The organism is Ruegeria atlantica (genome assembly GCF_001458195.1).
GTDB classification, from domain to species: domain Bacteria; phylum Pseudomonadota; class Alphaproteobacteria; order Rhodobacterales; family Rhodobacteraceae; genus Ruegeria; species Ruegeria atlantica.
In genome coordinates this window covers 83,293-108,188 of record NZ_CYPU01000049.1, presented here as the reverse complement: position 1 = coordinate 108,188, position 24,896 = coordinate 83,293, and the positions used below count along the sequence as shown (strand labels likewise).

20 protein-coding genes, 1 tRNA gene and 1 pseudogene are annotated in these 24,896 nt (G+C 58.0%); 13 read left to right on the top strand and 9 right to left on the bottom strand.

The window, feature by feature from the left end; all coding sequences use genetic code 11:
* The first annotated feature begins 89 nt into the window (after positions 1 to 89).
* A complete protein-coding gene (gene glyA / locus RUA4292_RS15450; RefSeq protein ID WP_058278411.1) occupies positions 90 to 1,397 on the top strand; it encodes a serine hydroxymethyltransferase in 1,308 nt (435 codons plus the stop codon).
* Positions 1,398 to 1,503: 106 nt separating this feature from the next.
* Here glyA and RUA4292_RS15445 read toward each other — a convergent pair whose 3' ends face one another.
* Positions 1,504 to 2,031, bottom strand: coding sequence for a ZrgA family zinc uptake protein (locus RUA4292_RS15445; protein WP_058278410.1), 528 nt, complete (start codon positions 2,029 to 2,031; stop codon positions 1,504 to 1,506).
* 231 nt (positions 2,032 to 2,262) lie between these two features.
* Between RUA4292_RS15445 and RUA4292_RS15440 the strand changes: the two genes are divergently transcribed.
* From RUA4292_RS15440 to speB, 10 genes and pseudogenes are all read left to right on the top strand, one after another.
* Positions 2,263 to 3,531 (top strand): imelysin family protein, encoded by a 1,269-nt coding sequence (locus tag RUA4292_RS15440; RefSeq protein ID WP_058278409.1) that lies wholly within the window; start codon positions 2,263 to 2,265, stop codon positions 3,529 to 3,531.
* Between the two features lie 140 nt (positions 3,532 to 3,671).
* Positions 3,672 to 3,965 (top strand): (2Fe-2S)-binding protein, encoded by a 294-nt coding sequence (locus RUA4292_RS24115; RefSeq protein ID WP_082637141.1) that lies wholly within the window; start codon positions 3,672 to 3,674, stop codon positions 3,963 to 3,965.
* Positions 3,913 to 4,398: pseudogene (gene bfr, locus RUA4292_RS15435) on the top strand (bacterioferritin). The gene RUA4292_RS24115 and the pseudogene bfr overlap by 53 nt, the downstream one beginning before the upstream one ends.
* The gene (locus tag RUA4292_RS15430) at positions 4,358 to 5,905 is read left to right on the top strand and encodes a di-heme oxidoreductase family protein (RefSeq protein WP_199520016.1); all 1,548 of its coding nucleotides are present in this window, start codon (positions 4,358 to 4,360) and stop codon (positions 5,903 to 5,905) included. The pseudogene bfr and the gene RUA4292_RS15430 overlap by 41 nt, the downstream one beginning before the upstream one ends.
* A 3-nt stretch (positions 5,906 to 5,908) precedes the next feature.
* Complete coding sequence (locus RUA4292_RS15425) at positions 5,909 to 6,919, top strand: imelysin family protein (protein WP_058278408.1); 1,011 nt, start codon at positions 5,909 to 5,911, stop codon at positions 6,917 to 6,919.
* A 3-nt stretch (positions 6,920 to 6,922) separates the two neighbouring features.
* Positions 6,923 to 8,008, top strand: a complete 1,086-nt coding sequence (locus tag RUA4292_RS15420; RefSeq protein ID WP_058278407.1) for a DUF1513 domain-containing protein — start codon at positions 6,923 to 6,925, stop codon at positions 8,006 to 8,008.
* Between the two features lie 101 nt (positions 8,009 to 8,109).
* Entirely contained in the window at positions 8,110 to 9,999 is a 1,890-nt protein-coding gene (gene speA / locus RUA4292_RS15415; RefSeq protein ID WP_058278406.1) for a biosynthetic arginine decarboxylase, read from the top strand.
* A gap of 22 nt (positions 10,000 to 10,021) precedes the next feature.
* Positions 10,022 to 11,245: a saccharopine dehydrogenase family protein gene (locus RUA4292_RS15410; protein WP_058278405.1), complete on the top strand. Its 1,224-nt coding sequence runs from the start codon at positions 10,022 to 10,024 to the stop codon at positions 11,243 to 11,245.
* 75 nt (positions 11,246 to 11,320) lie between these two features.
* Positions 11,321 to 12,490, top strand: a complete 1,170-nt coding sequence (gene nspC, locus RUA4292_RS15405) for a carboxynorspermidine decarboxylase (protein ID WP_058278404.1) — start codon at positions 11,321 to 11,323, stop codon at positions 12,488 to 12,490.
* Positions 12,487 to 13,329: an agmatinase gene (gene speB / locus RUA4292_RS15400; protein WP_058278403.1), complete on the top strand. Its 843-nt coding sequence runs from the start codon at positions 12,487 to 12,489 to the stop codon at positions 13,327 to 13,329. The genes nspC and speB overlap by 4 nt, the downstream gene beginning before the upstream one ends.
* Here speB and RUA4292_RS15395 read toward each other — a convergent pair.
* On the bottom strand, positions 13,326 to 13,916 hold the full coding sequence (locus RUA4292_RS15395; RefSeq protein ID WP_058278402.1) for an HD domain-containing protein: 591 nt from the start codon (positions 13,914 to 13,916) through the stop codon (positions 13,326 to 13,328). The two genes, speB and RUA4292_RS15395, sit on opposite strands and share 4 nt — an antisense overlap.
* 100 nt (positions 13,917 to 14,016) lie before the next feature.
* Between RUA4292_RS15395 and RUA4292_RS15390 the strand changes: the two genes are divergently transcribed.
* Entirely contained in the window at positions 14,017 to 14,847 is an 831-nt protein-coding gene (locus tag RUA4292_RS15390) for a LysR family transcriptional regulator (RefSeq protein WP_158507040.1), read from the top strand.
* Here RUA4292_RS15390 and lptF read toward each other — a convergent pair.
* Both lptF and RUA4292_RS15375 read right to left on the bottom strand, forming a co-directional pair.
* Positions 14,844 to 15,983 carry an LPS export ABC transporter permease LptF gene (gene lptF, locus RUA4292_RS15385; protein WP_058278400.1) on the bottom strand — a complete coding sequence of 380 codons (1,140 nt, stop codon included), beginning with the start codon at positions 15,981 to 15,983 and terminating at the stop codon, positions 14,844 to 14,846. The genes RUA4292_RS15390 and lptF overlap by 4 nt on opposite strands.
* 806 nt (positions 15,984 to 16,789) lie before the next feature.
* A tRNA-Trp gene (locus RUA4292_RS15375) sits at positions 16,790 to 16,865 on the bottom strand.
* 143 nt (positions 16,866 to 17,008) lie between these two features.
* Here RUA4292_RS15375 and RUA4292_RS15370 point away from each other — a divergent pair.
* Positions 17,009 to 17,716: a lysophospholipid acyltransferase family protein gene (locus RUA4292_RS15370; protein WP_058278398.1), complete on the top strand. Its 708-nt coding sequence runs from the start codon at positions 17,009 to 17,011 to the stop codon at positions 17,714 to 17,716.
* Here the strand turns inward: RUA4292_RS15370 and RUA4292_RS15365 are convergent.
* The 5 genes from RUA4292_RS15365 to RUA4292_RS15345 all read right to left on the bottom strand — a co-directional run bounded on the left by RUA4292_RS15365 (position 17,713) and on the right by RUA4292_RS15345 (position 24,890).
* On the bottom strand, positions 17,713 to 17,958 hold the full coding sequence (locus RUA4292_RS15365) for a MoaD/ThiS family protein (protein ID WP_058278397.1): 246 nt from the start codon (positions 17,956 to 17,958) through the stop codon (positions 17,713 to 17,715). The two genes, RUA4292_RS15370 and RUA4292_RS15365, sit on opposite strands and share 4 nt — an antisense overlap.
* Positions 17,951 to 20,206 (bottom strand): xanthine dehydrogenase family protein molybdopterin-binding subunit, encoded by a 2,256-nt coding sequence (locus tag RUA4292_RS15360; RefSeq protein ID WP_058278396.1) that lies wholly within the window; start codon positions 20,204 to 20,206, stop codon positions 17,951 to 17,953. Before RUA4292_RS15360 ends, RUA4292_RS15365 begins: the two co-directional genes overlap by 8 nt.
* Complete coding sequence (locus tag RUA4292_RS15355) at positions 20,206 to 20,685, bottom strand: (2Fe-2S)-binding protein (protein ID WP_058278395.1); 480 nt, start codon at positions 20,683 to 20,685, stop codon at positions 20,206 to 20,208. The genes RUA4292_RS15360 and RUA4292_RS15355 overlap by 1 nt, the downstream gene beginning before the upstream one ends.
* Positions 20,682 to 21,548, bottom strand: a complete 867-nt coding sequence (locus RUA4292_RS15350) for an FAD binding domain-containing protein (protein ID WP_058278394.1) — start codon at positions 21,546 to 21,548, stop codon at positions 20,682 to 20,684. The genes RUA4292_RS15355 and RUA4292_RS15350 overlap by 4 nt, the downstream gene beginning before the upstream one ends.
* Positions 21,549 to 21,677: 129 nt before the next feature.
* On the bottom strand, positions 21,678 to 24,890 hold the full coding sequence (locus tag RUA4292_RS15345; RefSeq protein ID WP_058278393.1) for a reductive dehalogenase: 3,213 nt from the start codon (positions 24,888 to 24,890) through the stop codon (positions 21,678 to 21,680).
* Positions 24,891 to 24,896 lie beyond the last annotated feature (6 nt).

Below are 24,896 nucleotides of genomic sequence, written 5' to 3'. Positions count from 1 at the left end.
ACTCAGTTTTTCTACGCCAAGAAATAGCAATTCTGATTTGCGATGTCGCCTCAATTGTTCAATCTGGTGGCAAGCAGGAGGTCACAGACATGACAATCACACACCGAAACTGGGTCCCGGATCAGTGCGAAACTCGGGTTCAACAAATCGCCGTTAAGGCGTCTCAGGCCTCGTCTGATGAACTGATCAAACGGATCGATGATCTTGCGACCCGAAACCGCGAGATCCACGAGCGAGAGTGTTTCAACCTAAACCCCGCAACCAACGTGATGAACCCAAAGGCCGAGGCCCTGTTATCGTCGGGCATCGGGTCGCGGCCGTCGCTGGGCTATCCCGGCGACAAATATGAGATGGGGTTGGAGGCCATTGAAGAGATCGAAGTGATCACTGCCCAGCTCTGCGCCGAGGTCTTTGATGCCAAATTCGCCGAAATCCGTGTGCCGTCGGGCGCGATTGCCAACCTTTATGGTTTTATGGCCACCTGCAAACCTGGCGATACAATAATTGCGCCCCCAGCCTCCATCGGTGGGCACGTGACCCATCACTTAGCTGGATGTGCCGGTCTCTTTGGTCTACGTACAATCAAGGCACCGACGGATACTGACGGTTATACCGTCAATCTGGATCAGCTGCGCGCATTGGCTCTGAAAGAACGGCCCAAGCTGATCACCATCGGGGGCAGCCTCAATCTGTTTGAACATCCCGTAAAAGAAGTCCGGCAGATCGCTGATGAGATCGGGGCCAAGGTCATGTTCGACGCTGCGCACCAATGCGGGATCATCGCAGGCAAAGCGTGGTGCAATCCTTTGGCCGAGGGCGCGCATTTCATGACGATGAGCACTTACAAAAGCCTGGGCGGCCCCGCTGGTGGTTTGATCGTCTCCAATGACGCGGAAATTGCGCAAAGGCTCGACGCGATTGCCTTTCCGGGCATGACGGCCAATTTCGACGCGGCCAAGTCCGCAGCGTTGGCCGTAACAATGCTGGACTGGCGTGACTTCGGCCAACAATACGCGGCCGAAATGATCTCGATGGCGCAAGCGCTCGCAGAACGATTGGACACTCGTGGCGTTCCCGTCTTTGCGGGTCGGGAAGGATTTACCAACTCGCACCAGTTTGCTGTGTTGGCAGACTCTTATGGCGGCGGGCAAGCGGCGTCCAAAACGCTGCGCCGCGCTGGGTTTCTTGCCTGCGGAATTGGACTGCCTGCACCCGAAGTAAAAGGGGACATGAACGGCCTTCGGTTCGGGACGCCTGAACTGGTCAGATGGGGGATGACGTCGCAAGACGCTGATCGGTTGGCGGCATTGATCACCTCTGGATTGGCGGGCGCGGATATCGCCCCCGAGGTTGCAGAGTGGCGGCAGAGTTTCTCAAAACTGCATTTCGTGCACTGACGGCACGTTGGGTGCTATCCAAGGCGCTTTCGTCGCGCCCGCACGATTGCGCCCTTTTAATCGTATATGGGCGCGGGCCGACCGTCATGGCCTGCGTTATGGCGTTTCACATTGCCAGATCCGGTTGGTTCCGAGTTATCTCATACGTTCGGGTTTGACCGGATCGGGTAACCTGCAAGATCAACTTCTGGGCATTTTCGAACCGTTCGAAATACGCAAACCGGATATTAGCCAGCGCTGTAATATCCTGGCACTGAATCAGGTAGTTGGCCAAAAAATCGCTATGTTGATCTTGATCAGCAGACTTGGTGGTATTGTCCTGCCCCAATCCTTCACCCGTAAGGGTGACATTGGCTGATGCGGTAACGCATCCGGCCTCTTCCGGTAGCACAAACAGGCCCAAAGGTTTGGACAAGTCGGAGACCGCAACCGCAACCTGCGCGCGATCGTCATCGGTTTCGGCCGGCCCTTCAAAACCAATGATGTCTGCAGAAGGCACGTTGAGGGACAAAGTAAATGCCTGATCAGAAATGGCGATATCCACATATCCTGTACCATGTTCATGGGCAGGGCCTTGCACCTGCGATAGAACAATCGCCGGTGTCAGCATCAAAGCAATGGCTGCACATTTCATAAACAAAGCACCATCCAACAAGGAATCACGTCGTCCATTCTAATGTGATTAATACCCCGTGCAATCGCGGCTTCGGTCCACCTACCCCGCTAATTATGGGGAAAGGGTGCGACATTTATTTCCGACAATAAGACTCAGGTTGACCTAACTTACTAATTCACTCAGTTTTTGGCGCATGCGCGTCGCTGAGGCGGCGCTAGTGAGTTTTTTTGACAGGAAAGTGTCACCTCCATGACCAAATTTTTTGCCGCCACAAGCGTATTGACCCTTGGGATCGCGACTACAGCGTTTGCGGACGCCCCAGCGAAGATCGACGTTCTGACCACCTACGCGAACATCGCCGAAGCCAAATATGACGACAGCCTGATCGCGGCAAAGTCGCTGCAGGCCGCCGTAAATGCGCTGATTGCTGATCCATCAGACGCCACACTCAACGCAGCACGCGCCGCTTGGGTTGCCGCACGTGTTCCTTACCAGCAGACCGAGGTTTACCGTTTCGGCAACGCGATCGTTGACGAATGGGAAGGCAAGGTAAACGCATGGCCGCTGGACGAAGGGCTGATCGACTATGTGGACGCAGCCTATGGCGATCCGACTGACGAGAACGAGTTCGCCGCGCTGAATGTCATCGCCAACCCCAGCTTTGAGCTGTCGGGCAAAACTATCGACGCCAGCGAAATCACCCCGGAATTGCTGGGCGAAACCCTGCACGAAGCCGACGGGATCGAGGCAAACGTTGCCACAGGCTACCACGCAGTCGAGTTCCTGCTGTGGGGTCAGGATCTGAACGGCCATGGCGCGGGCGCAGGCGACCGTCCGTATACCGATTACGTTCAGGGTGAAGACTGCACCAACAGCAATTGCGACCGCCGTGCACAATACCTGAGCGCTGCGACTGATCTGCTGGTCAGCGATCTGGAATGGATGGCCGCGCAATGGGCCGAAGGTGGCGAAGCACGCGCCGCCTTGACGGCTGACGAAACCGCTGGCGTCAGCGCCATTCTGACCGGCATGGGTTCGCTGTCATACGGCGAGCAGGCCGGTGAACGTATGCGTCTGGGCCTGATGCTGAACGACCCCGAAGAAGAGCATGATTGCTTCTCGGACAACACCCACAACAGCCACTACTACGATGGTCTTGGCGTTCAGAACGTCTATCTGGGCAGCTACACCCGCATCGACGGCACTCCGGTTTCCGGCGCATCGCTGTCGGATCTGGTGGTCGCCAGCGACCCATCTCTGGACGCGGAGATGAAGGTGAAACTGGCCAACACCATGCGGGCTCTGGGACGTCTGAAATCAACCGCGGAAGCCGGATTTGCCTATGACCAGATGCTGGAACGCGGCAACGAAGGCGGCGAAGTGCTGATCATGGGCGGCGTTAACGGCCTGGTCGATCAGACCAAGACGATCGAGCGCATTGTGACTTTATTGGAACTTGACCAAATCGCGTTCGAAGGTTCGGACAGCCTGGACAACCCAGACGCGGTCTTCCAGTAAAACACAAGGTTCGCGCCTAGCGGAGGCGGCTGTTCACGCCGCCTCCAAATCTTGTGAGGTACCTTGGATCTGTTGCCTCTGGACGTTTCCAAATTAACTTACTAATACAGTAGGAAATACAACTCAGAGCCCTGATTGCTATGATCGTATGCCACTGCACAAACATCTCGGATCACGATATCCGCGCAGCCATCGATTGGATGCGCACGTCTGATCCTTACGCGGTCATTACCCCTGGTAAAATCTACCATGCCCTTGGAAAATCAGCAGATTGTGGCGGGTGCATGCCGCTTTTCCTAGACTCGATGCGCTCCAGCGATAAGTTGGAGGTCCCGATGCAGCTTCGCGAGCTTCGCAGCGAGGTAACACAGGAGCATGCAGATGAAGGGCGACCCCAAGGTCATAGAATATCTCAACAAATCTCTGCGGCATGAACTGACGGCGGTCAGCCAGTATTGACTGCATTACCGCCTGCAAGAGGATTGGGGCCTCGGCCACATGGCCAAGAAAAGCCGCGAAGAATCCATCGAAGAAATGGAGCACGCGGACAAGCTGATCGAGCGAATCATTTTCCTGGGCGGTCACCCGAATTTGCAGCAACTTGACCCGTTGCGCATCGGCCAGACCCCAAAAGAGACGTTGGAATGTGATCTGGCCGCAGAGGTCGACGCCCGGGCCTTGTACAAGGAAGCGCGCGAATACTGTCAGAGCGCTGGCGACTACGTCACTATGTCTCTCTTTGAAGGATTGCTGGCGGATGAGGAAGGGCATATCGATTTCCTCGAAACGCAGCTGGACCTGTACGAAAGGATTGGCGAAGCCAATTATGCGCAACTCAACGCATCGAAAATGGACGAAGGCGCGTAAGCTTTCGCTGGTGACGGTGGCCGCCCTTGCGGCCACCCAATCCCTGTCGGCAGAGCTGCGGGATCTTCACCTCAACTACCTTCCCAGAACCGAAGACGAACAAGCGAGGATTGCGCGGGTAACTGCCGCACCTGACGATTTCAGCGCGCCGCAGCGCTTTGAAGAGTTGCCCGGTGGTGCCGCAACTGTCCGCGTGCGCACCTACGCAGATGCGTTTTCGCAGCCCTCGGGCAACCTGAGTTTCGAGCAGGAGCTTGACTTCAAAGTCGGCAACGGACTGTTCAAGAAAATCTGGGTGTCATCTCCGTCATCCACACTGGCCTCGGATGGGTTGGGGCCGCTGTACAACGCACGATCCTGTCAACGCTGTCACATCAAAGACGGGCGCGGACATACGCCCAACGGGTCAGATGACAACGCGATTTCGATGTTCCTGCGCGTGTCCATCCCTGGCACATCCGAAGACGGGTACGTCGAGATCGAAGACTACATCGCCACCCTGCCCGAACCGAATTACGGCGGGCAGATGCAGGATCTGGCCCTTCCCGGCCACCCGGCGGAATACAGGCTGGATATCACTTACGAGGACGTTCCCGTCACGTTGGCTGATGGGGAAACCATTACCTTGCGCCGCCCGACCTACGAGGCTGCGGATTTGGGTTATGGCCCGCTGCACCCCGACGCCATGTTAAGCCCACGCGTAGCCCCGCAGATGATCGGTCTGGGTCTACTCGAAGCGATCCCAGTTGAAGACTTGCTGGCGAATGCGGACCCAGAAGATGAGGATGGCGACGGGGTTTCCGGCCGCCCCAACATCGTATGGGCGATTGAATACGGCGCGCCGATGATGGGCCGGTTTGGCCACAAGGCAGGCATGCCCACGATCATGGAGCAATCCGCGGCGGCCTTCGCCGGGGATATAGGCATTTCCAGCCCGCTCTATCCAGCGGCGCACGGCGATTGCACTGATTCGCAAGTCGATTGCGTGAGCGCGCCGCATGGTGATGGCGACGACCGGACCTTCGAAATCGATCAAATCGGCATGGATCTGGTCGCCTTCTACAGCCGGAATCTGGGTGTTCCGGCCCGGCGGAATATGAACGACGCTGACGTGTTGCGCGGCAAGCAGGTGTTCCACGACACCGGGTGTGCATCGTGCCACACGCCCTCGTTCGTGACGCATCGTATGGAAGACCGTCCCGAGCATAGCTTTCAGCTGATCTGGCCCTATTCGGACCTGCTGCTGCACGACATGGGCGAAGGTTTGGCCGATAATCGGCCCGAAGCGCGCGCCACGGGTCGTGAATGGCGCACGCCGCCGCTTTGGGGAATCGGCATGACCCAGCAGGTGTCAGGACATACGCAGTTTCTGCATGACGGGCGCGCGCAGTCGTTACTTGAAGCGATCCTGTGGCACGGCGGTGAGGCACAGGCAGCGCGTGACGCTGTCGTCGAGATGCCAAAACCCGACCGCGATGCCCTTATCCGTTTTCTAGAAAGCCTTTGACCCATGCGCGCCTTCGTACTTGCCCTTTCCCTGACATTGCCGCTTGGCGCCTATGCGCAAGAGCGCGGCCCGATCCTGTCCGACGCCATCGAGGCGCACATCCTGCCCGGCTATGCCAGACTGACGGAGACCACCGACGCATTGGCCGAGGCAGCGCAGACAGATTGCAACCCAACCTCGGTCTCGCTTCGCACTGCTTACCACGCGGCGTTTGACGACTGGGTTTCAGTCAGTCATCTGCGCTTTGGCCCATCTGAGGCAGAAGACCGCGCGTTTGCATTGGCGTTTTGGCCCGACACCAAGGGCTTTACGCCCAAAGCCCTGTCCGGCCTGATCGCTGCCGAAGACACAGCCATCCAGTCACCCGACACGTTCGCGGAAACGTCCGTGGCCGGGCGCGGATTTTTTTCGCTGGAACTGATGCTCTACGATCCACGGTTCACCGACCAAGGCAGCGCCGAGTATCGCTGCGCACTGATGCAGGCAATCACTGCCGATATCAATCGCAACGCGATGGCAATTGACGCGGATTGGGCGGGCTACGCGCCCGCATTGGCAAACCCGGGCGAAAACAGCCCATACCGGTCGGAAGACGAAGCCATGCAAGAGCTTTATAAGGCTCTGATTACCGGTCTGGAATTCACGGCCGATACCCGCCTTGGCCGCCCGATGGGCACGTTCGATCGCCCCCGCCCAAAACGCGCCGAGGCGCGGCGTTCGGATCGTTCACTGCGTCATGTGCAGCTGTCTCTGACCACCTTGTGTGACCTTGCCGCGCGCCTGTCGGCAGATCATCCGGACATCGCGGCAGATCTGGACGGCGCATTCGCTGCAGCCATCGACCGGGCGCAGTCGCTGAACGATCCGGCGTTTGCCGGGGTGGCAAACCTGCAGGGACGGTTCCGCCTTGAGGCATTACAGCAATCCATCAACGATATCCGCGTCATTGCCTCGACCGAGCTTGGCCCCACGCTGGGCATCAATGCCGGGTTCAACTCACTGGACGGGGATTGAACCGTGACAAGCCGTCGAAGCTTTCTCGCTGGGTTGGCTGCTGCCAGCCTTGCGCCCATTCGTGGATGGTCCGCTGTCGGCGCACCGGATTATCTGGCCGCCGCACTGTTCCCGGATGGGACTTTTCGGCTGGCCGGGCTGGATATGGGCGGTGACATCCTGTTTTCTCTGCCGTTGCCCGCGCGCGGGCACGCGGCGGCGGCGCATCCCCACCATGCGCAGGCAGTAGCCTTTGCACGCCGTCCGGGAACATTTGCAATCATTATCGACTGCGCGACCGGCACACAGACCGCTGTGTTAGAAGCCCTAAAAGGCCGCCATTTCTATGGTCACGGCGTGTTCTCAACCGATGGAACACGGCTGCTCACCACTGAAAACGATTTTGAGACTGGTCAGGGCGTGATTGGTGTCTGGAACACAGATGACTACACACGAATTGGCGAGTTCGCTTCGGGCGGTGTCGGTCCCCATGACATGCGTCTCATGCCAGATGGTCGCACATTGGTTGTGGCAAATGGCGGGATCGAAACCCACCCAGAAACAGGAAGAACCAAGCTCAACCTGCCCGTGATGCAACCGCGCCTGACCTATCTGGACCAAAATGGCAGGGTTCTGGAGCAGGTAGAGCTGCCACAAGAGCTGCACAAAAACTCGATCCGCCATCTGGCGGTGCGACCTGACGGTTTGATCGGCTTTGCGATGCAATGGCAGGGCAATACATCGCAACACCCTCCCCTTTTGGGTTTGCATCGCAGTGGCGAAAAGCCCCTTCTACTCAGCGCGCCCGACGCAGAGCAAAGTACGTTGCATGGATATGCGGGCAGCATCGCGTTTTCCGGTGCAGGCGAAACAGTCGCTATCACCTGCCCCCGCGGCAACGCCGTGCACCGTTTTCGGGTCGCGGACGGACAGCTTGATGGCGTCTTCCTGCACGAGGATGTTTGCGGCCTAGGCACCGCATCAAACGGGTTTGTGTTCACATCCGGGACAGGAGTCATCGGGCAATTGTCCACAAACAAGGCCCAAATATCCAACCGGGCTGATTGCCAATGGGACAACCATTTGATCCCAATTCGCACAGCTGCATGAATTCGGAAAATTCCGCCCCATAGATTACACTTGGAAGAATCATATAGCTGCCGTATTGGCGGGCGCGAAACTGGCACCCTGACTTACAAGGACTGACTTGATTGAAACACACGCCCGACGCACCGCATTCCATCTACGGAGTTGAGAAATGGGGCAAAGGTCTCATTGAGGTGACGGAGCTGGGCGAAATCGGTCTGCGCAATCCGATGGCTCCCGAGGCCGAAGCGATCAGCTTACCGGGTATTCTCAGTGATCTAGATGAACGCGGCATCAAAGCGCCGATGATCCTGCGCGTCAGTTCTTATCTGGAACACGAGATTGTCCACATTAACGAGAGCTTTCGCGATGCGATTGCACGCACCGGCTACAAGGGCAGCTATCGCGGTGTCTTCCCGATCAAGGTGAACCAGCAAGCGCAGGTGGTCGACCGGATTGTCGAGTTCGGCAAGAAATACAATTATGGACTTGAGGCCGGGTCAAAGCCTGAGCTGGTAGTGGCCTTGGCGCACCGTCTGGCCAGTGAGGCGTTGATTGTCTGCAACGGCGTCAAAGATGCCGAGTTCATTCAGTTGGCCATCCTCAGCCGCAAGATCGGGTTTAACACGGTCATTGTTCTGGAAAGCCCGAAAGAGGCTGACACGGTGATCGAAGTCTATAACGAGCTGGGCATCGAACCCCTGATCGGCGTGCGGGTAAAACTGACCAACCAGATCAGCGGCAAGTGGGAAGAAAGCTCGGGTGATCGATCGGCCTTTGGCATGAACACCGATCAGCTGGTCGCCACGGTGGACAAGCTGAAAGCGGCGGGCTTGCTGCATTGCCTGAAACTACAGCACTCACACCTTGGTTCGCAGGTGCAGGACGTCAACGATGTGCGCCGCGCGGTGGGCGAAGCCTGCCGGTATTACACCGAACTGACGCGCGAGGGCGTGCCGCTCACCCATCTGGACCTCGGCGGCGGTATGGGCGTGGATTACACAGGTGAGAAGAAGGCCGCCGAGAACTCGATCAACTACACGGTCGAGGAATACTGCGCCAATGTTGTCGAGACTGTCGCCTACGCGATGGATGAGGCAGAAGTGAACCACCCCACGCTGGTCACTGAAAGCGGCCGCGCCGTGGTGGCAACATCGTCGATGCTGGTTTTCAACGTGCTGGAAAGCACTCTGTATGACGCACCCAACGGACCCAAGGTCGAAGCGGACGATCACCATCTGGTCTCAGACTTGGCTGCAATCAACGGCTATCTCAGCAGCGACCGCCTGCAGGAATGCTGGAACGACGCGAATTTCTACCGCAACGAACTGCGCGCGTTGTTCCGCCGCGGCTATGTGGACCTGCGTCAGATGGCCCGGGCTGAGCGGATCTACCTGTCGCTGATGGCCCGTCTCAAGGCGCTGGCCGCAAGCGACGATCTGGACACGGATGTGGATGATCAGCTTGAGAAAGTGGCCGATATCTATCACTGCAACTTCTCACTGTTCCAGTCGCTGCCTGATGTCTGGGCGATCGACCAGCTACACCCAATTGTGCCCCTGCAGGGCCTGAACCAAACGCCTGATCGTCGCGCGGTTCTCTCCGATATCACTTGCGACAGCGACGGGAAGATTGATCGGTTCATCCTGGCCGACGGTGTCTCGCCCAGCTTGCCTGTGCACTCCCTGCCCGAAGATCGGGAATACCTCATGGGTGTTTTCTTTGTCGGGGCCTATCAGGAAACACTGGGCGATTTGCACAACCTGTTCGGCGACACGAACGTCGTCACCATCGACCTGCGCGCGGACGGCGGCTTTGACCTGCTACACGAACAAGAGGGCGACACGATCAGCCAGGTCCTGTCCTATGTGGAATTCGACCCTCACGACTGTGTTGCCGCCTTCCGCAAAATGGTGGACGAGGCGATCTCGACCGGTACTCTGAAAGCCAGCGAACGCAAAACCCTGATGAGCGCCTATCGCGACTCGATCAACGGCTACACCTATTACGAATAACCCCAGAGAGGAGATGACCCCCATGGGAACTTTGAGCGGCAAAACACTGGTTGTAGGCGCGGGCGGCGTATCCCACGCAGCCGTGCACAAGATGGCGATGAATTCGGATATTTTTACCGAAATCACGCTGGCCAGCCGCACCAAATCTAAATGCGATGCCATCGCCAAGGCGGTGAAAGAGCGTGTGGGCGTTGATATCGCGACCGCTGAGCTAGACGCCTACAAGGTCGAAGACACGGTTAAGCTGATTAAGGAAACCGGCGCCGAGTTGCTGGTGAACCTCGCCCTGCCCTATCAGGATCTGGTGCTGATGGATGCGTGTCTTGAGGCGGGCATTCATTATCTCGACACTGCGAACTATGAACCCGAAGACGTGGCCAAGTTTGAATACCACTGGCAATGGGCCTATCAGGACCGGTTCAAAGAGGCTGGCCTGACGGCCATCCTCGGCTCGGGCTTCGATCCGGGTGTAACCAGCGTGTTCGCCAAATGGCTGAAGAAACACAAGCTGGACACCATTCGCCAGATCGACGTTCTGGATGCCAATGGCGGTTCGAACGATCAGGAATTCGCCACCAACTTCAACCCTGAGATTAACCTGCGCGAAGTGCTGGCCGAAGTGCGCCACTGGGAAAACGGCGCATGGCATACCAGCCCGGCGATGACCACAAAAGTCGAATACGATTTCCCCGCCATCGGCCAGAAAAACATGTACCAGATGTACCACGAGGAATTGGAGTCGCTTACGACCCACTTCCCCGAGATTGAGCGCGCCCGCTTCTGGATGACCTTTGGCGATGCCTACATCATGCATGCCAAGGTACTGGAAAACGTCGGCATGACCCGCATCGATCCGGTGATGCATGACGGCAAGGAAATCATCCCGATCCAGTTCCTGAAAACTCTGCTGCCCGATCCCGGCGATCTGGGTGCCGAAACCAAGGGCAAAGCCTGCATCGGCGATATCGCCACGGGTCAGGCCAAGGACGGCTCGGGCGAGAAGACCTATTACATCTATAACATCTGCGATCACGAAGAATGCTACGCGGAGGTCGGATCACAAGCAGTCAGCTACACCACCGGTGTCCCCGCCATGATCGGTGCAGCGCAGGTACTGAAAGGCAACTGGAACGAACCCGGCGTGTGGAACACGGAACAGCTGGATCCGGACAACTTCATGGACATGCTGAACGAACATGGCTTGCCGTGGCAGGTCCACGAACTCGACGGTCCGGTCGAGTTCTAACTTCATCTTTTCCAAAATACTCCGGGGGTCCGGGGGCAGAGCCCCCGGCCTCTCCACAATTCGGAGGCGCCGGACATGTCCGACATGATGACCGCACAGGCCGGAGACGCCGGAGCCTTTCGCAGCTTTGACCTGAGCCGCGTGCCAAGCCCCTGCTTCGTGGTTGATGAAAAGGCCGTCGAGCGGAACCTGACCATTCTCGCCGATATTGGCACCCGATCCGGCGCACATGTGCTGAGCGCGCTTAAGGCATTCTCGATGTTCTCGCTCGCCCCGCTTGTCCGCCAACATCTTGGCGGCACATGCGCGTCTGGCATTTTCGAAGCACGGCTGGGTCGCGAAGACTATGGTGGCGAGGTCGCGACCTTCTGCGCCGGGTACAAGGACGCGGACGTCGATGAAATTCTGTCGTTGTCCGATCACATCATATTCAACTCACCAGCGCAAAAAGACCGGTTTCTTGACAAAGCTCGGAACGCTGGCGTTCAGGTCGGTCTGCGCATCAACCCGGAGCATTCCGAAGGCGAGATCCCAAAATATGACCCCTGTGCGCCCTGCTCTCGCCTTGGCACCCCAATCAGTCAGTTGACGACCGACGAACTGACCGGGGTTGATGGCCTGCACATGCACACGCTCTGCGAACAAGGGTTCGCGCCATTGCAACGCACTTGGGAAGCCGTCCTGCCAAGACTCAAGCCCTTCCTCGGCCAACTCAAATGGCTGAACTTTGGAGGTGGCCATCATATCACGCGCGACGACTATGACCGCGATGGGCTGGTGGCGTTCATCAGGGACATCCGCGAGACATACGGCATCGAAGTCTATCTCGAACCCGGTGAGGCGGTCGCGCTGGACGCAGGTATCTTGGTCGGCGAAATCCTCGACCTGCCTACCAATGGCATGAACCTTGCAATCACCGATATCTCGGCCACCTGCCATATGCCCGACGTGATCGAAGCCCCCTACCGCCCTGCCCTGATGAACGAGGCAGAAACGGGCCACACCTATCGATTGGGTGGCCCCTCCTGCCTGGCGGGCGATGTGATCGGCGACTACACATGGGATCGACCACTGGTAATCGGCCAGCGCTTTGCCTTCCTGGATCAGGCGCATTATTCGATGGTCAAGACCAATACGTTCAACGGCGTACCGCTGCCCACCATTGCCCTGTGGAATAGCGAAACGGACGAGCTGAAGATCATCAAGCAGTTCGGCTATGACGACTTTAAGGACAGACTCTCATGAGCATTTTCCTCGACAGTGAACTGACCACATTTGAGCGCACCGAAGATGCCCGTTTTCGCGTTATCCCGGTGCCGCTGGAGCGCACGGTCTCTTACGGCTCGGGCACGGCCAAAGGGCCTGATGCCATCATCGAGGCCAGCAATGAGCTGGAACGCATTACCGGACATGCCGAGCCATGCGTCGAGGGGATTTTCACCGAAGAACCAGTGGATTGCGACGCCGCCCTGTCCGAGATCATGGAGCGCCTTGCCCAGCGCACCGAAGCCGCTGTTCGCGCTGGCAGGGTTCCAGTGACTTTGGGCGGAGAGCATTCGCTCAGTTACGGCGCCGTCATGGGAGTGGCCCGCGCATTAGGTCAACCAATCGGCATCGTTCAGATCGACGCCCATGCCGACCTGCGCAATGCATATCAGGGGGAAAAACACTCCCATGCTTCGGTCATGCACCTGCTGGCCGAAGAAGACGTTCGATTGGCTCAGTTCGGTGTCCGCGCCTTTTCGACTGAAGAGGCACAGAGCCGCCTGAAAAACCACATCTTCCACGTGGATGCAGAAGATCTGGTCACAGGCAATATCCACGCTGTCGACCTGCCAGAGGATTTTCCCGAGCTGGTCTATGTCAGTTTCGATGTCGACGGGCTGGACCCGGCGATCATGCCCGCCACGGGAACTCCGGTGCCCGGTGGCCTGGGGTATTATCAGGCGTTACGGCTGGTAGAACACACCCTGAAAGGCCGCAAATGCGTAGGCTTCGACGTTGTGGAACTGGCCCCGAACGGCAATGCCGCCTGGGACTTCACCGCCGCGCAGATCGTTTATCGCCTGATGGCTGCCTGTTAACCCTCGGACGTTTCGTTCAGTTCCATATGGCCTTCGCCCTTGTTCAGGACGCGGCGCAGCATGGGTTCAAAGAACTCAAGCGGTTTAGTCGGATACTCGGGATCAAACGCCTTCTGATCGTATTCATGGCAGAAGTAACGGCAATCCTCCCAATAGGGGCTGTCGCGGTACTTGTCGCGGGCGTTACGATCACCACCCAGGTGGTGATTGTAGTAATAGCCTTGGAACACGCAGTGGTGTTTTAATATCCAGTGGGTTTTCTCGCTGACATAAGGTTTCATCATCGCTGCCGACAACTCACCGTGGTTATACGGTGACAAAATATCTCCGGTGTCATGTATCAGTGCCGCGACCACCAGTTCTTCATCCGCACCATCCTCATAAGCACGCGTCGCGGCCTGAAGGCTGTGCTGGTAACGATTGACCGGGTATGGCGTCCACGCCTCGTCCAGGGAACGGATCGCGTCCAGGATTCGGTCTGGAAGGGCGGCGTTGAACGCCTCTTCATACTCCATGACGGCGTCCCAATCGGCTTTGGTCGCCTCTTCAAAACTGGTCCAGGTGGGTTTGTGGCTTTTGTCCAGCATGATGTTTCCTCTGGCTGATCTGCTACGGCCAGCATATCCGAAGGCAGCAGCTGAAAAAAATGAATTGATTTTATCACTTCGATCAAAAAATACTGTCAACATGCAAATCAAAGCTCTTGAGACATTTCTGTGCGTTGCAGACACCGGTGGCTTCCATGCCGCTGCTCGACGCCTCAACATAACACAGACCGCGGTCAGCGCCCGTATCAAACTGATCGAAGAGGAAACCGGAAAGCCGCTGTTCACTCGGGGCGCAGGCGGCACCAACCTGACAGAATTCGGACGGCAGTTTCGACCCTATGCCGAGCAGATGTTGTCATTGTGGTCCTTCGCCTCTCGTGACCTTCCGGGGCAGACACCGCACCGGATCGCCCTTCGCCTTGGTGCACAGCTCAGCGTTTGGGACCCATTACTGGTCGATCTGGCCGTTCGCTATGAACAACGCCATGGCCAGCTATTGCTGACCCTGAACTACGATCATGACCTCAACATGGTCGAAGCCGTGGCGACGCATGTATTGGATGCAGCACTGACCCACGAAAAACCATCTGATCGGCGCGTTCTATATCACGAACTGGCACCGGAACTTTTATTGTTGGTCGAAACCCCCGGCGCGGGCAAAGACCCGGTTTTCGTGAATCTCGAGTTAGGCGAAGTTTATCAGGACCACGTGCGGTCAGCAGCGCGCAAAGCGGCAGGCCAGACGCTTTTTTTGGGCAATTGCATGATGGGCCTGCGGTATGTTTTGCAGCGCGGCGGCACGGGGTATTTCCCCGAATATGTTATTCGGGAACAATTGAACGAAGGCACGTTGGTGCCGGTTGCCGAAGCGATAGACCTGATGTTGCCGCTTTATCTGGTGACCCGGCGGGACAGCGAAGCCTTCGATGACGTGGTGGCCTGCCTGACCGAACTGCGTGCGGCGGATTAAGCTTGAGACAAAGCTCCATTCGCCCCCCGCGTTCGGGTGCGCAGCAATGGCCGCCCGGCGATCAACAGGAACACGCATGAAATCAAGACGCCGACAATCGCGGGAAGATAAAGCAAAATCCACAGGTTTGGATCATCAATCACGACCGGGGACACAAAGCCCCGGACCCCCTCCAACAGGACCAAAATCGTGAAAGCTCCGAATATCTGTGGCCACAGCCCAAAGCGCGAAAAACTGCCCAGCATCAGCGTTGAAAAACCAGCCATCGCCACCGCGATACAAATAGCGATCCATGAAAAACGCTGATGCAGCTCTTCGATCAGTTCCCCTTCCGAGAACTGCTCGGTCGCCAGAATACTTTCCCGGCCCTGCAAAAGCTCGAGCGTTGGGATCGCCTCAAGACTGCGCATGGCGTTGGTGTCTGAATTTGTCAGTTCCGAGATGTCATAAGAAGCATCCGCAAAAAGCGTTGAAGACAGCGTCCTGCCTTCTGGATTCAGGCGCAATGCGATCCCGTCCACCATCACAAGATGAATGCCGGCGCCATTGTTGACCAAATAAGCCGTCTTGCTGGAATAGCTTACCGGTTCCTCTTCATTCCGACGGTCTGAGACAAAGACCTCGGACAAAGTGCCATCCAGATCAATTTTCCCAATATAAACCGTAACGCCTTGCGCGGGGTGCAAAAATTCACCCTCATTCAAAAGCTGGGCGGTGACATCCCCTGCGACCTCGGCTTGGCGCTGTTCCAATTGTTCAACGGACGCGGGGCGCAGGAAGACGCTGATCGCGGCCATCATCAGGCCGGTTACGATGCCAAATACGAACACTGCGCGCGCCAATCTCCAGGGGCTGGTCCCGGTGGCCAGCATCACAGTCATTTCGCTTTCGCGGCTCAGGCGATTGGTGGCATAGACGGCTGCGGCAAACACCGCCATCGGCATCACGGTGCGGATAAGGGTTGGTAGGGTCAGTGCGGTGAATTCCAGAAACACCATCGCGGGTTGGCCGCCGCTGATCACCCGGTCAAAAAGGCTGACGGAACGGGTAATCCAGAACACACCCACCAGAACCAGGGTGAAAAAGCCGAACAGAATCAGCAGCTGCCGCAGGAAGTAACCATCAAAACGCGACATGAATCCTCTTCCGCCTGTCTGTTGTGGGCAGGACCATAGGCCATTCCAAAGGCGTAGGAAACCGGATTGATCGAATTTCGCGGCACCTGGCTAAACCAATGTAAATTCCATCCAAACCCCTGGTTCAACACAGCCGCCAATCTGAGTGGAATGAACAACCGAGCACGCGATGGAGGAGAATAAGATGGCCCACGCAGACTTCATCACCGAAATGGGCGTCTTTTAAAGCCTCGTACAATCGCATGCGGCGTGAAGCCAGTTGGATGCAGAAAATGGATCGGTCAGATTCAGCCGCCTTTAGACCCCCCCGGGATCTCAAAATTCCCGTATGCAACACCGGCAAAGTTTTCTACGCCACATATTTGCCATATTTCCTTTCAGTTGATACGGTCGCAAAAAAGGCGAATGCCGGTGGCCAAAATAGAGCAGCAGTCAAAATATTCTAAGAGCGTCGCAGCGCTCACCGTGCCGGAGTCCTTAAAGGGCAAACGCGGAGGGCTGTTCTATTTGCTTCACGAGATAGAGAGGTCTCGGCTTATGAAGCTGCACGGGCCTAACTTCGAAGACTTCATCTCAAAGTCACCTGCGGGCTGGGACTCAAACAACGGTCGGTTGGTCAGTATGCTCTCCGTCGACGAATTCAAATTTTTCTAGCTATCAATGCCGTGCTGCGGCGTTGTTCGAAAAGTTAGGAATCGCGCCTCGCGTCCGGGTCTCTCCAGACTCAGATTATATTTCAAGCTATTGTAGGATAACCAAATTGGGTTTCGTTCTTTGAATGAACCGGCCGCAGATCAAAAAAGGAATGGCAGGGGCAGCAGGGTTCGAACCCGCGACCTACGGTTTTGGAGACCGTCGCTCTACCAACTGAGCTATACCCCTAAGGTGCGCATCAAATATGCCAGCCGCGCAGCGGACTCAAGAGGCTTTTTTAGATTCCGCGCGACTAATGCACCCGACAAACAAGTTGCGTGCAGCGTTTAGTTCTATAAGACACGGTTTGGTCAGTACGAGGGGCCCAATCCGTGAGTATCCGCAAAAAGATCGCCGACAGCGAAGCCGTTTTGAACTGGGCCGCGCGCCGCATCGCAAGTTATATTCGGATGGTCAATCGCAACACCAAGTGGCAGCGCATCGGATACGAAGAACTGGACCAACTGGCCGAACAAGGTGAGCCGGTGATCGTGGTGCTGTGGCATCAGCGGCTGGCGCAGTCGCCGTATTTCTTTCCGCTGGACAAAGGGCGCATCTGCTCGATCACTTCGTCTGCACGAGCAGGCAGCATGGTAGGTCGGGTGCAGAAACTGTTCGGCATGGATACAATCGCCATGGCCAGCAAACACAAGAGCAACGTCGCCGTGTCGCGAGAGGTGTTCGGCAAGATTAAGAAAGGGGTTTCCATCGGCATCGCCGCCGACGGACCACGCGGCCCCGAGCGTGTGCTGTCCACGGTGCCGCTGGTCTGGGCGCGCACCTCGGGCAAACGGATCTTCGGAATCACCTATTCCGCGCAATATGGCAGCGAAGCGGGTACATGGGATCGCCTGTTGATGCCCCGCCCCTGGCGGAACAGGGGAGTATTTCTGTGCCGCGAGTGGACTGAAACCGTTCCACGCAAAGCATCAGAAGAGCAAATCGAAGAGCTGCGGCAAAGCCTTGAACAACATATGAACGACATCACCGCCGAGGCCGACCGCATGGTCGGACGTGAACCGTGGTCGCCAGAGGCTTAACCGCCCCGCAAACGTTGCATCAGGTAAATCTCGCTGCCCTCAGGGATCGGCTCAGTTAATCCGCTGGCGATGACGCGCCCATCAATGGCGATGGATACGCCCGCATCAATCGGCGCCTGAAGCTGCGGGTGTAGCTTCACCAGTTCCCGCAATAGATCGCCGGTGGTTTTGGCCTCAACCTCGACCACCTGTTGGCCCCCGGTCAAAGACCGGAGGCCGGACCAGAGATGGACCTCAACCATTGTCCTTCAGCGCGGCCAGAATACGCGGCGGTGACATTGGCAGTTGTCGCATACGTACGCCCGCCGCGTGCGACACGGCGTTGGCAATGGCAGCCAAGGGCGGCACGATGCCGGTCTCACCGACGCCACGCACACCGAATGGGTGGCCGGGGTTTGGCACTTCGACAATCACCGTGTCGATCATCGGCAGGTCACTGGCGACGGGGATGCGATAGTCGAGGAAGATCGAGTTCTGCAGGCGACCATCCTCGCCGTAGATATACTCCTCGTTCAAAGCCCAACCAATGCCTTGCGCGGCACCGCCCTGATACTGGCCTTCCACATAGGTCGGATGGATGGCCTTACCGGCATCCTGAACAACCGTGTAGCGAGTGATCGCGGTTTTGCCGGTTTCCGGATCAACCTCGGCATCAACGATATGGGTACCAAAGGACACGCCCGCGCCTTCCGGGGTCGCCTCAAAGTGGCCCGAGATCGGACCGCCGGTCGAACCCATATGGGCCGTGATATCGGCCAGCGGGCGCGGATCGAAGTCACCGGCATTGGGGCCAGAGGGCACCGCACAGCCGTTTTCCCATTTCACCGCGTCGGTCGGAATTCCCCAGCTGGCCGCCGCGCGTTCGCACAGTTTTTCGACCGCGTGATTGGCTGCTTTGATGGTGGCCAGGCCAGAAGCGTAGGTCACGCGAGAGCCGTGGCTGACGTCGTTGTACCCAAGCGTCGCTGTATCGGCGATGGTCACCCGGATGTTTTCGTAGGGAATACCCAGAACCTCAGCCGCCATCAGCGCCATAGATGCACGCGAGCCGCCGATGTCCGGCGTACCAACCATCAACTGGGCCGAGCCGTCCTCAGACAGAGATAGAGACACCGAGGTCTCTCCACCGTGGTTGAACCAGAACCCACAGGAGATCCCGCGTCCCTGCCCCGGTTTCAGCGGCGCTGAATAGTGCGGATGCGCCTTGGCGGCTTCCAACGTCTCAACCAGACCGATGCGTTCATAACGCGGGCCGTAGCTGGCCTTGGTGCCTTCATACGCCGCATTTTTCAGGCGTACATCGACAGGATCAAGGTCCAGCTTTTTGCACAGCTCATCAATCACCGACTCAACGGCAAATGCCCCCATTGGTGCACCGGGTGCACGGTAGGCTGCCTGTTTCGGTCGGTTGGCCATAACGTCATAGCCAACCTGTTTGACGTTGGTCAGATTGTAAGGCGCAAAGGCACACATGGCGGTCATATCGCCCGGCGCACCCGGAAACGCGCCGCCTTGCAGGCGGAACACGCCCTGCGCGGCCGAGATGGTACCGTCCTTCTTCATGCCGATCTTGATGTCCATCGACGCCGACGAAGTGGGGCCGGTTGCCCGGAACACCTCGGACCGGGTCATCACGAGTTTGACCGGACGGTTGGCCTTACGGCTTAGCGCCAGCGCGACGGGTTCGATGAAGACGGTCGTCTTGCCGCCAAAGCCACCACCAATCTCGGATGCCGTGACGCGCAGCTGTGAGGTCTCAATGCCCAACAGCGCTGCACAGGTTTTCTGCGCGATCCAGTGGCCCTGGGTCGTGCACCACAGCTCACCCTTGCCATCATTGCCCAGCATACCCAAACAGGCGTGCGGCTCGATGTAACCCTGATGGGTCGCCTCGGTGACAAAGCTGTCTTCGATGACCAGATCGGCCTCGGCAAAGCCAGCCTCGACATCACCGTGTCCGCTTTCGTGGTACCGCACGACGTTTGGATGCATTCCTTCGGGAACTGAATAGTCCGCGGCACCTTCGCGAATGACTGGAGCATCCGAGGCCATCGCCTTGTCCACATCGGTGACGTGGGGCAACACCTCGTATTCAACCTCGATCAGCTTGAGCGCATCGCGCGCTGCAAGTGCAGACGTAGCTGCTACAGCCGCAACGGCGTGTCCGTCATACAGAGCCTTTTCGCCTGCCATGACGTTTTCCAGAACATTCCAGAATTCGCCCTCCAGTCCCGGTTTGAACGGGACGTCCGCAAAATCCGCGCGGGTCACGACGGCTTTGACATCCTTGTGCGCCTCGGCTTTCGACGTGTCAATTTTCACAATCCGCGCATGGGCGTGAGGCGAGCGCAGGATCGCGCCGTGCAACATACCGGGTGCCGACATATCGGCCCCGAACTTGGCGCGGCCCGTAACCTTGTCCAACCCATCGGGACGGTTCGGTCGCGTGCCAACAAAAGTGAATTCAGATTTGCGATCGTCGAGTGCCATTACGAAGCCTCCCGCAGTTCTTCTGCCGTTTCCATGACGGCGCGAATGATCTTGTCATAACCGGTGCAGCGGCACAGGTTCCCTGCCAACCAATACCGGGTTTCCTCTTCGGTCGGGTTGGGGTTCTTTTCCAGCAGCGACTTGGCCGCGACCAGAATGCCCGGTGTGCAGATGCCGCACTGAAGCGCGGCGTGTTCGATAAACTTCTGCTGCAGCGGGTGCAGAACGTCGCCGTCTGCGATGCCCTCGACCGTTTCGATCTGCTTGCCATCGGCCTCTACCCCCAGCATCAGGCAGGAACAGACCAAGCGCCCATCGACCGAGACGGAACACGCGCCGCAGTCACCAGTACCACAGCCTTCTTTCGCGCCGGTCAGGTTCAGCTTGTCGCGCAGACAGTCCAGCAGGGTTTCGCGCGGGTCGCAGAGGTATTCAACCGAGTCGCCGTTTACAGTGGTGGATACGTGGAACTTGCTCATGCTTGTTCTCCCTTCGCACGGGCATAGGCGATTTTCGCGGCGCGCTTGGCCAGAACGCCAGCGACCTCGGTGCGAAACGCGATGGTGCCGCGCTTGTCGTCAATCGGGTTGCACGCAGCGGATGCCGCAGCAGCCAGCGCATCAAGCGCGGCGTCGTCCAGTGTACTGCCGATGATGGCTTTGGCACAGTCTTCGACCAGCAGAACGGTCGGAGCGACAGCACCCAGCGACACGCGGGCTTCGGTGACAGTGTCGCCATCCAAACGAAGGTTTACACCCACGCCAACGACGGCAATGTCCATTTCGGTCCGTGGTATGAACCGCAGATAGGCGTCGCCGCCATCCTCACCCCGTGCAGGGATATGGACGGCCGAGACCAGCTCTCCCTTGGACAGCGACGTTTTGCCGGGGCCGGTCGGAATTTCTTCGACAGCAACTTCGCGCGTACCTTCGGGTCCTGTGACAGTAACGGTCACTCCGGCGGCGGCCATAGCAGGCACGGAATCAGCCGCCGGAGAGCCATTGCACAGGTTCCCGGTCAGCGTTGCGCGCCCCTGCACTTGGGTTGATCCGATCAGGTCCATCGCCTCGACCACGCCGGGCCAATCGCCGCCCAATTCGGGGTGTTCGCTCATCTCGGCACCGGTGGCGGCGACGCCAATCGTCCAGCTACCGTCGGCATTTTTGGTGATGTCGCTGACGCCCTCAATCTTTTTGATGTCGATCAGCGTGTCGGGGGTCACAAGTTCCGAGCGCAGCTGCACCAGAACATCGGTGCCGCCTGCCAGAAACCGGGTAATGCCCGTCGCGTTCGCGGCCAGAGCCGACGCCTCGGCAAAGCTGGCGGGGCTGTGATAGTCCATGAAAATACCTCGCACCTGTTGATCAGGATTCACTGGGGTTCGCGGGGGACGTTAGTGCAGCAGCCCCACGGCGTCCATGGCTGGAACGACCAATTTTTGTGTTTATCGAAGTCGTTTTCAGACCTCAGATCAGAGGTCGAGTTCAATCACACCGTCAGGTTCAGCCGCGCGGCTTTGACACAAAATGATCGCGCCCTCGCGCTGTTTGTTGGACAGAACGAAATCACGATGCTCAATATCGCCGGAAACCACACTGCATTTGCAGACGCCACATATGCCGTCGGCGCATTTCACATCCACATGAATACCCGCCTCGTTCAAAACCTGAGCGGCATCTTTGTCTTCGGGGACGGTCAGTTCCCTACCCGACTTTGCCAGCTTCAACCTGAAGGAGTGATTTTCATACTCCGGCTGTTCGGGGACCGAAAAATACTCCAAGTGCCGCGCCTCTTCAGGAAATCCCTGCCGGTCGGCCGCTTGTATGACACCGTCCATGTAGCGATCCGGTCCGCAGGTATAGACGTGCCACCCTTCCTGATAACCCGACAGGACTGCATCCAGATCGGCGCGCGTTCCTTCATCCGAGAAATGAAAATGCACGTGGTCGGCCCAGGGCATCGCCGCCAGATCGTCCAGGTACCCGGCCCCAGCACGGGTGCTGGCGGAATAGTGTAGTGCGAACGGCTTGCCCAGCGCATGCAATCGATGAGCAAATGCAATCATCGGGGTGATGCCGATCCCACCACCCATCAGGAAGGTCTTTGTTGCGGTTTCATCCAGTTCGAAATGGTTGATCGGTTTCGAGATGAAGACCTTGCGCCCCTCGCTGAAGATTCGATGCAACAGGGCCGAACCACCACGACCTTCATCCTCGCGCAGGACGCCGATCTGATAGACTGACCCGTCCGATGGGTCCCCCGACATAGAATACTGACGCAGAAACTCAGGCGCGACCAGCACATCCAGATGCGCCCCGGCGGTCCAATCCGGTAACGGCGCGCCATTCAGGGCCGAGAATTCATACTTGGTCACATCCGCCGTCATCTTGTCGACCTTGGTCAGCGCAACTCGCATCACCGGCGCATCGCCCGCGATCGAGTACCGATGCACGATCGACGTATCCCCTGCTGCCTTGCGGTTTTTGTATTCTTCGGCTGACACCATCGCCTGATAGGCCGCAATCCCGGCCTCGCGGTCCATCGCAAAAGGATATGGCCACGGATGGGGGGCCAGATAGGCAGGATAGACGGCTAATGTCTGATCTTCGAATTGCAGGTCCAGATCCGTTTGCAGGTCACGCCGGTTCAGCGGATTTTTCGTCGGGCGGTAAGCTCCATCCGCCTGCAATTCGATATCCCACCACCATTTCTTGGTGTCGTTCAAACCGCCATTACCCACGGCATCGTCCAGTTTCGCCAATGCCGGCGCGGCTTTCGGGATGTTCATCGCGGCCCAGCGGAACGGGCGTTCTTTGAAGATGCCCTCAAGGTTCCACGGGCACGTCTTCATGCAGCGCCCGCACATCGCACCGCCCGGTGTGGTCACGCGGTAGGTTGCGCATTTCTGGCTGTCGGATTTCCAGATCTCATAGCCGTTGAACATGAGTTTCGGCCCCGCGGTGATTGCCCCCGACGGACATTCGCGCGCGCATTTGTTGCAGCTTTCACAGAAAGTCTGCAGGCCAAAATCAATCGGTTTGTCGTGCTCTATCGGCATGTCGGTCGTCACCGCACCGGACTTGAGCCGGGGCCCGAGATAAGGGTTCAGGATGACCTCGCCAATCCGGCTGACCTCGCCCAATCCAGACAGCAGCAAAAGCGGCGGTTGCAGCACTTCGCCATCCATGACCGTATGCGCCTTGGCTTTGTAACCGAGGTTGCGGATCTGCTGCGCGATCACACCGCCCAGTAGCGAAAACCGCAGATAAGCGCGCATCGACTGGGCAACTGCGATCCAGTCATCGCCGCTGGACCCCTCCATCGTTTCATAGCCCTGGTCGATGATCATGCTGATGGCCTGATCGTGGGTCGGGTTGATCTCTTCTCCGGTCGCGTCGTGAGAGTACCACGCCCATTCAGGACAACGGCTGAGGCCCACGGCATCGCCCCCAATGAAATAGGTCGCGGCCTTGATATTCGCGGCATTTCGGGCGGCATCGGTCGGGCGCGGGCCATCCGCGCTGTCGCCATCCTGCAAAAGCACAAATGCGCCCAGTGAACGGCGTTGCGCGAAACTGGGGGCGGCCTTGCGCACGTAGTGCCCCCCCCTGGCTGCATCCTGCAGCGGTTTGCCCATATCCCCGAATTGTGCGCGGGCAAACATGTCGGCGCGTTTGGGAACGCGGGCCACGTTTTCTTCGTCGATGTAGGTCGTCGGGTCCTCGACGCGCTTAAGCTTCTCGAACGGATGCGCTCCGTCCACGTAGCGTCGTTTGGCGTAAGCATCCCGGTTCAGCGCGTTCTTGGCGAACCCCGTTCCCAGCCACCACGCCGGACCCTGAGTGCGAAACCACGGTTGCTGCGCCATGGATTGCAGGGGTTGATCATGCGCAATCTCCATCTCGGTTGTAACAGCCGCCAGACCAAACCGCGTGCCTAGCCACGGCACAACGACGTCGCCATTCTCGACCGAGGCCAAACCAGCCGCCACCGCCAGTTTACCAAGATCAACCTCAGAGGACATCGCGGTATGCGCCCGCGCATCGAACCCCAACAACCGGATGTAATTGGCAATCACCACCGCATTTTCGGTCGCCAGCAAACAGGAACGGTGATCCTGCGCATCCATGATCCAATCAGAGCCGGGCTCATCCGGGTTCGGATCACGGTTGTGTTCATAGACAAAGGCGATGGCATGGCGGTGGGTGTCCATCGGCTTGGGCGCGGCCTCCATGCTTTCTTTCAGGTCGGCCATGATGACATCAATACCCGACGCCAGCGTCTTGGTCTGCCGGGTCTTCAGCGCATGGGCCAGTCGATCTATGTCGGGGTTAATACGCGGCTGGGGCAGCATCGCCTCGGCAGGCAAAGGCCCACATCCCATCATCGACGCGTCATTGAAATAGCCAAAAGCCTTCAAGTGATGGGCGCGCGCGGTCGGATCAGACGGGATTTCAGAGGGCACGGCATTCACGAACCCATCACGAATAGCGTCCATCATCGCCTGAAACTCACCCATGGCGTTGACGATGCTTTCAGGCTGATCCGGCCGATGAAAACTGAGTACGGGCATCGGCGGCACGGCAGATAGGTCCGGCACAACGCTCTGACGTGCCAACCGCTCCAACGGATAAGGCCCCATGTGGACCGGCCGGTTCTTGTCTGAGAAAAAGCGGATCCCCATCGTGCG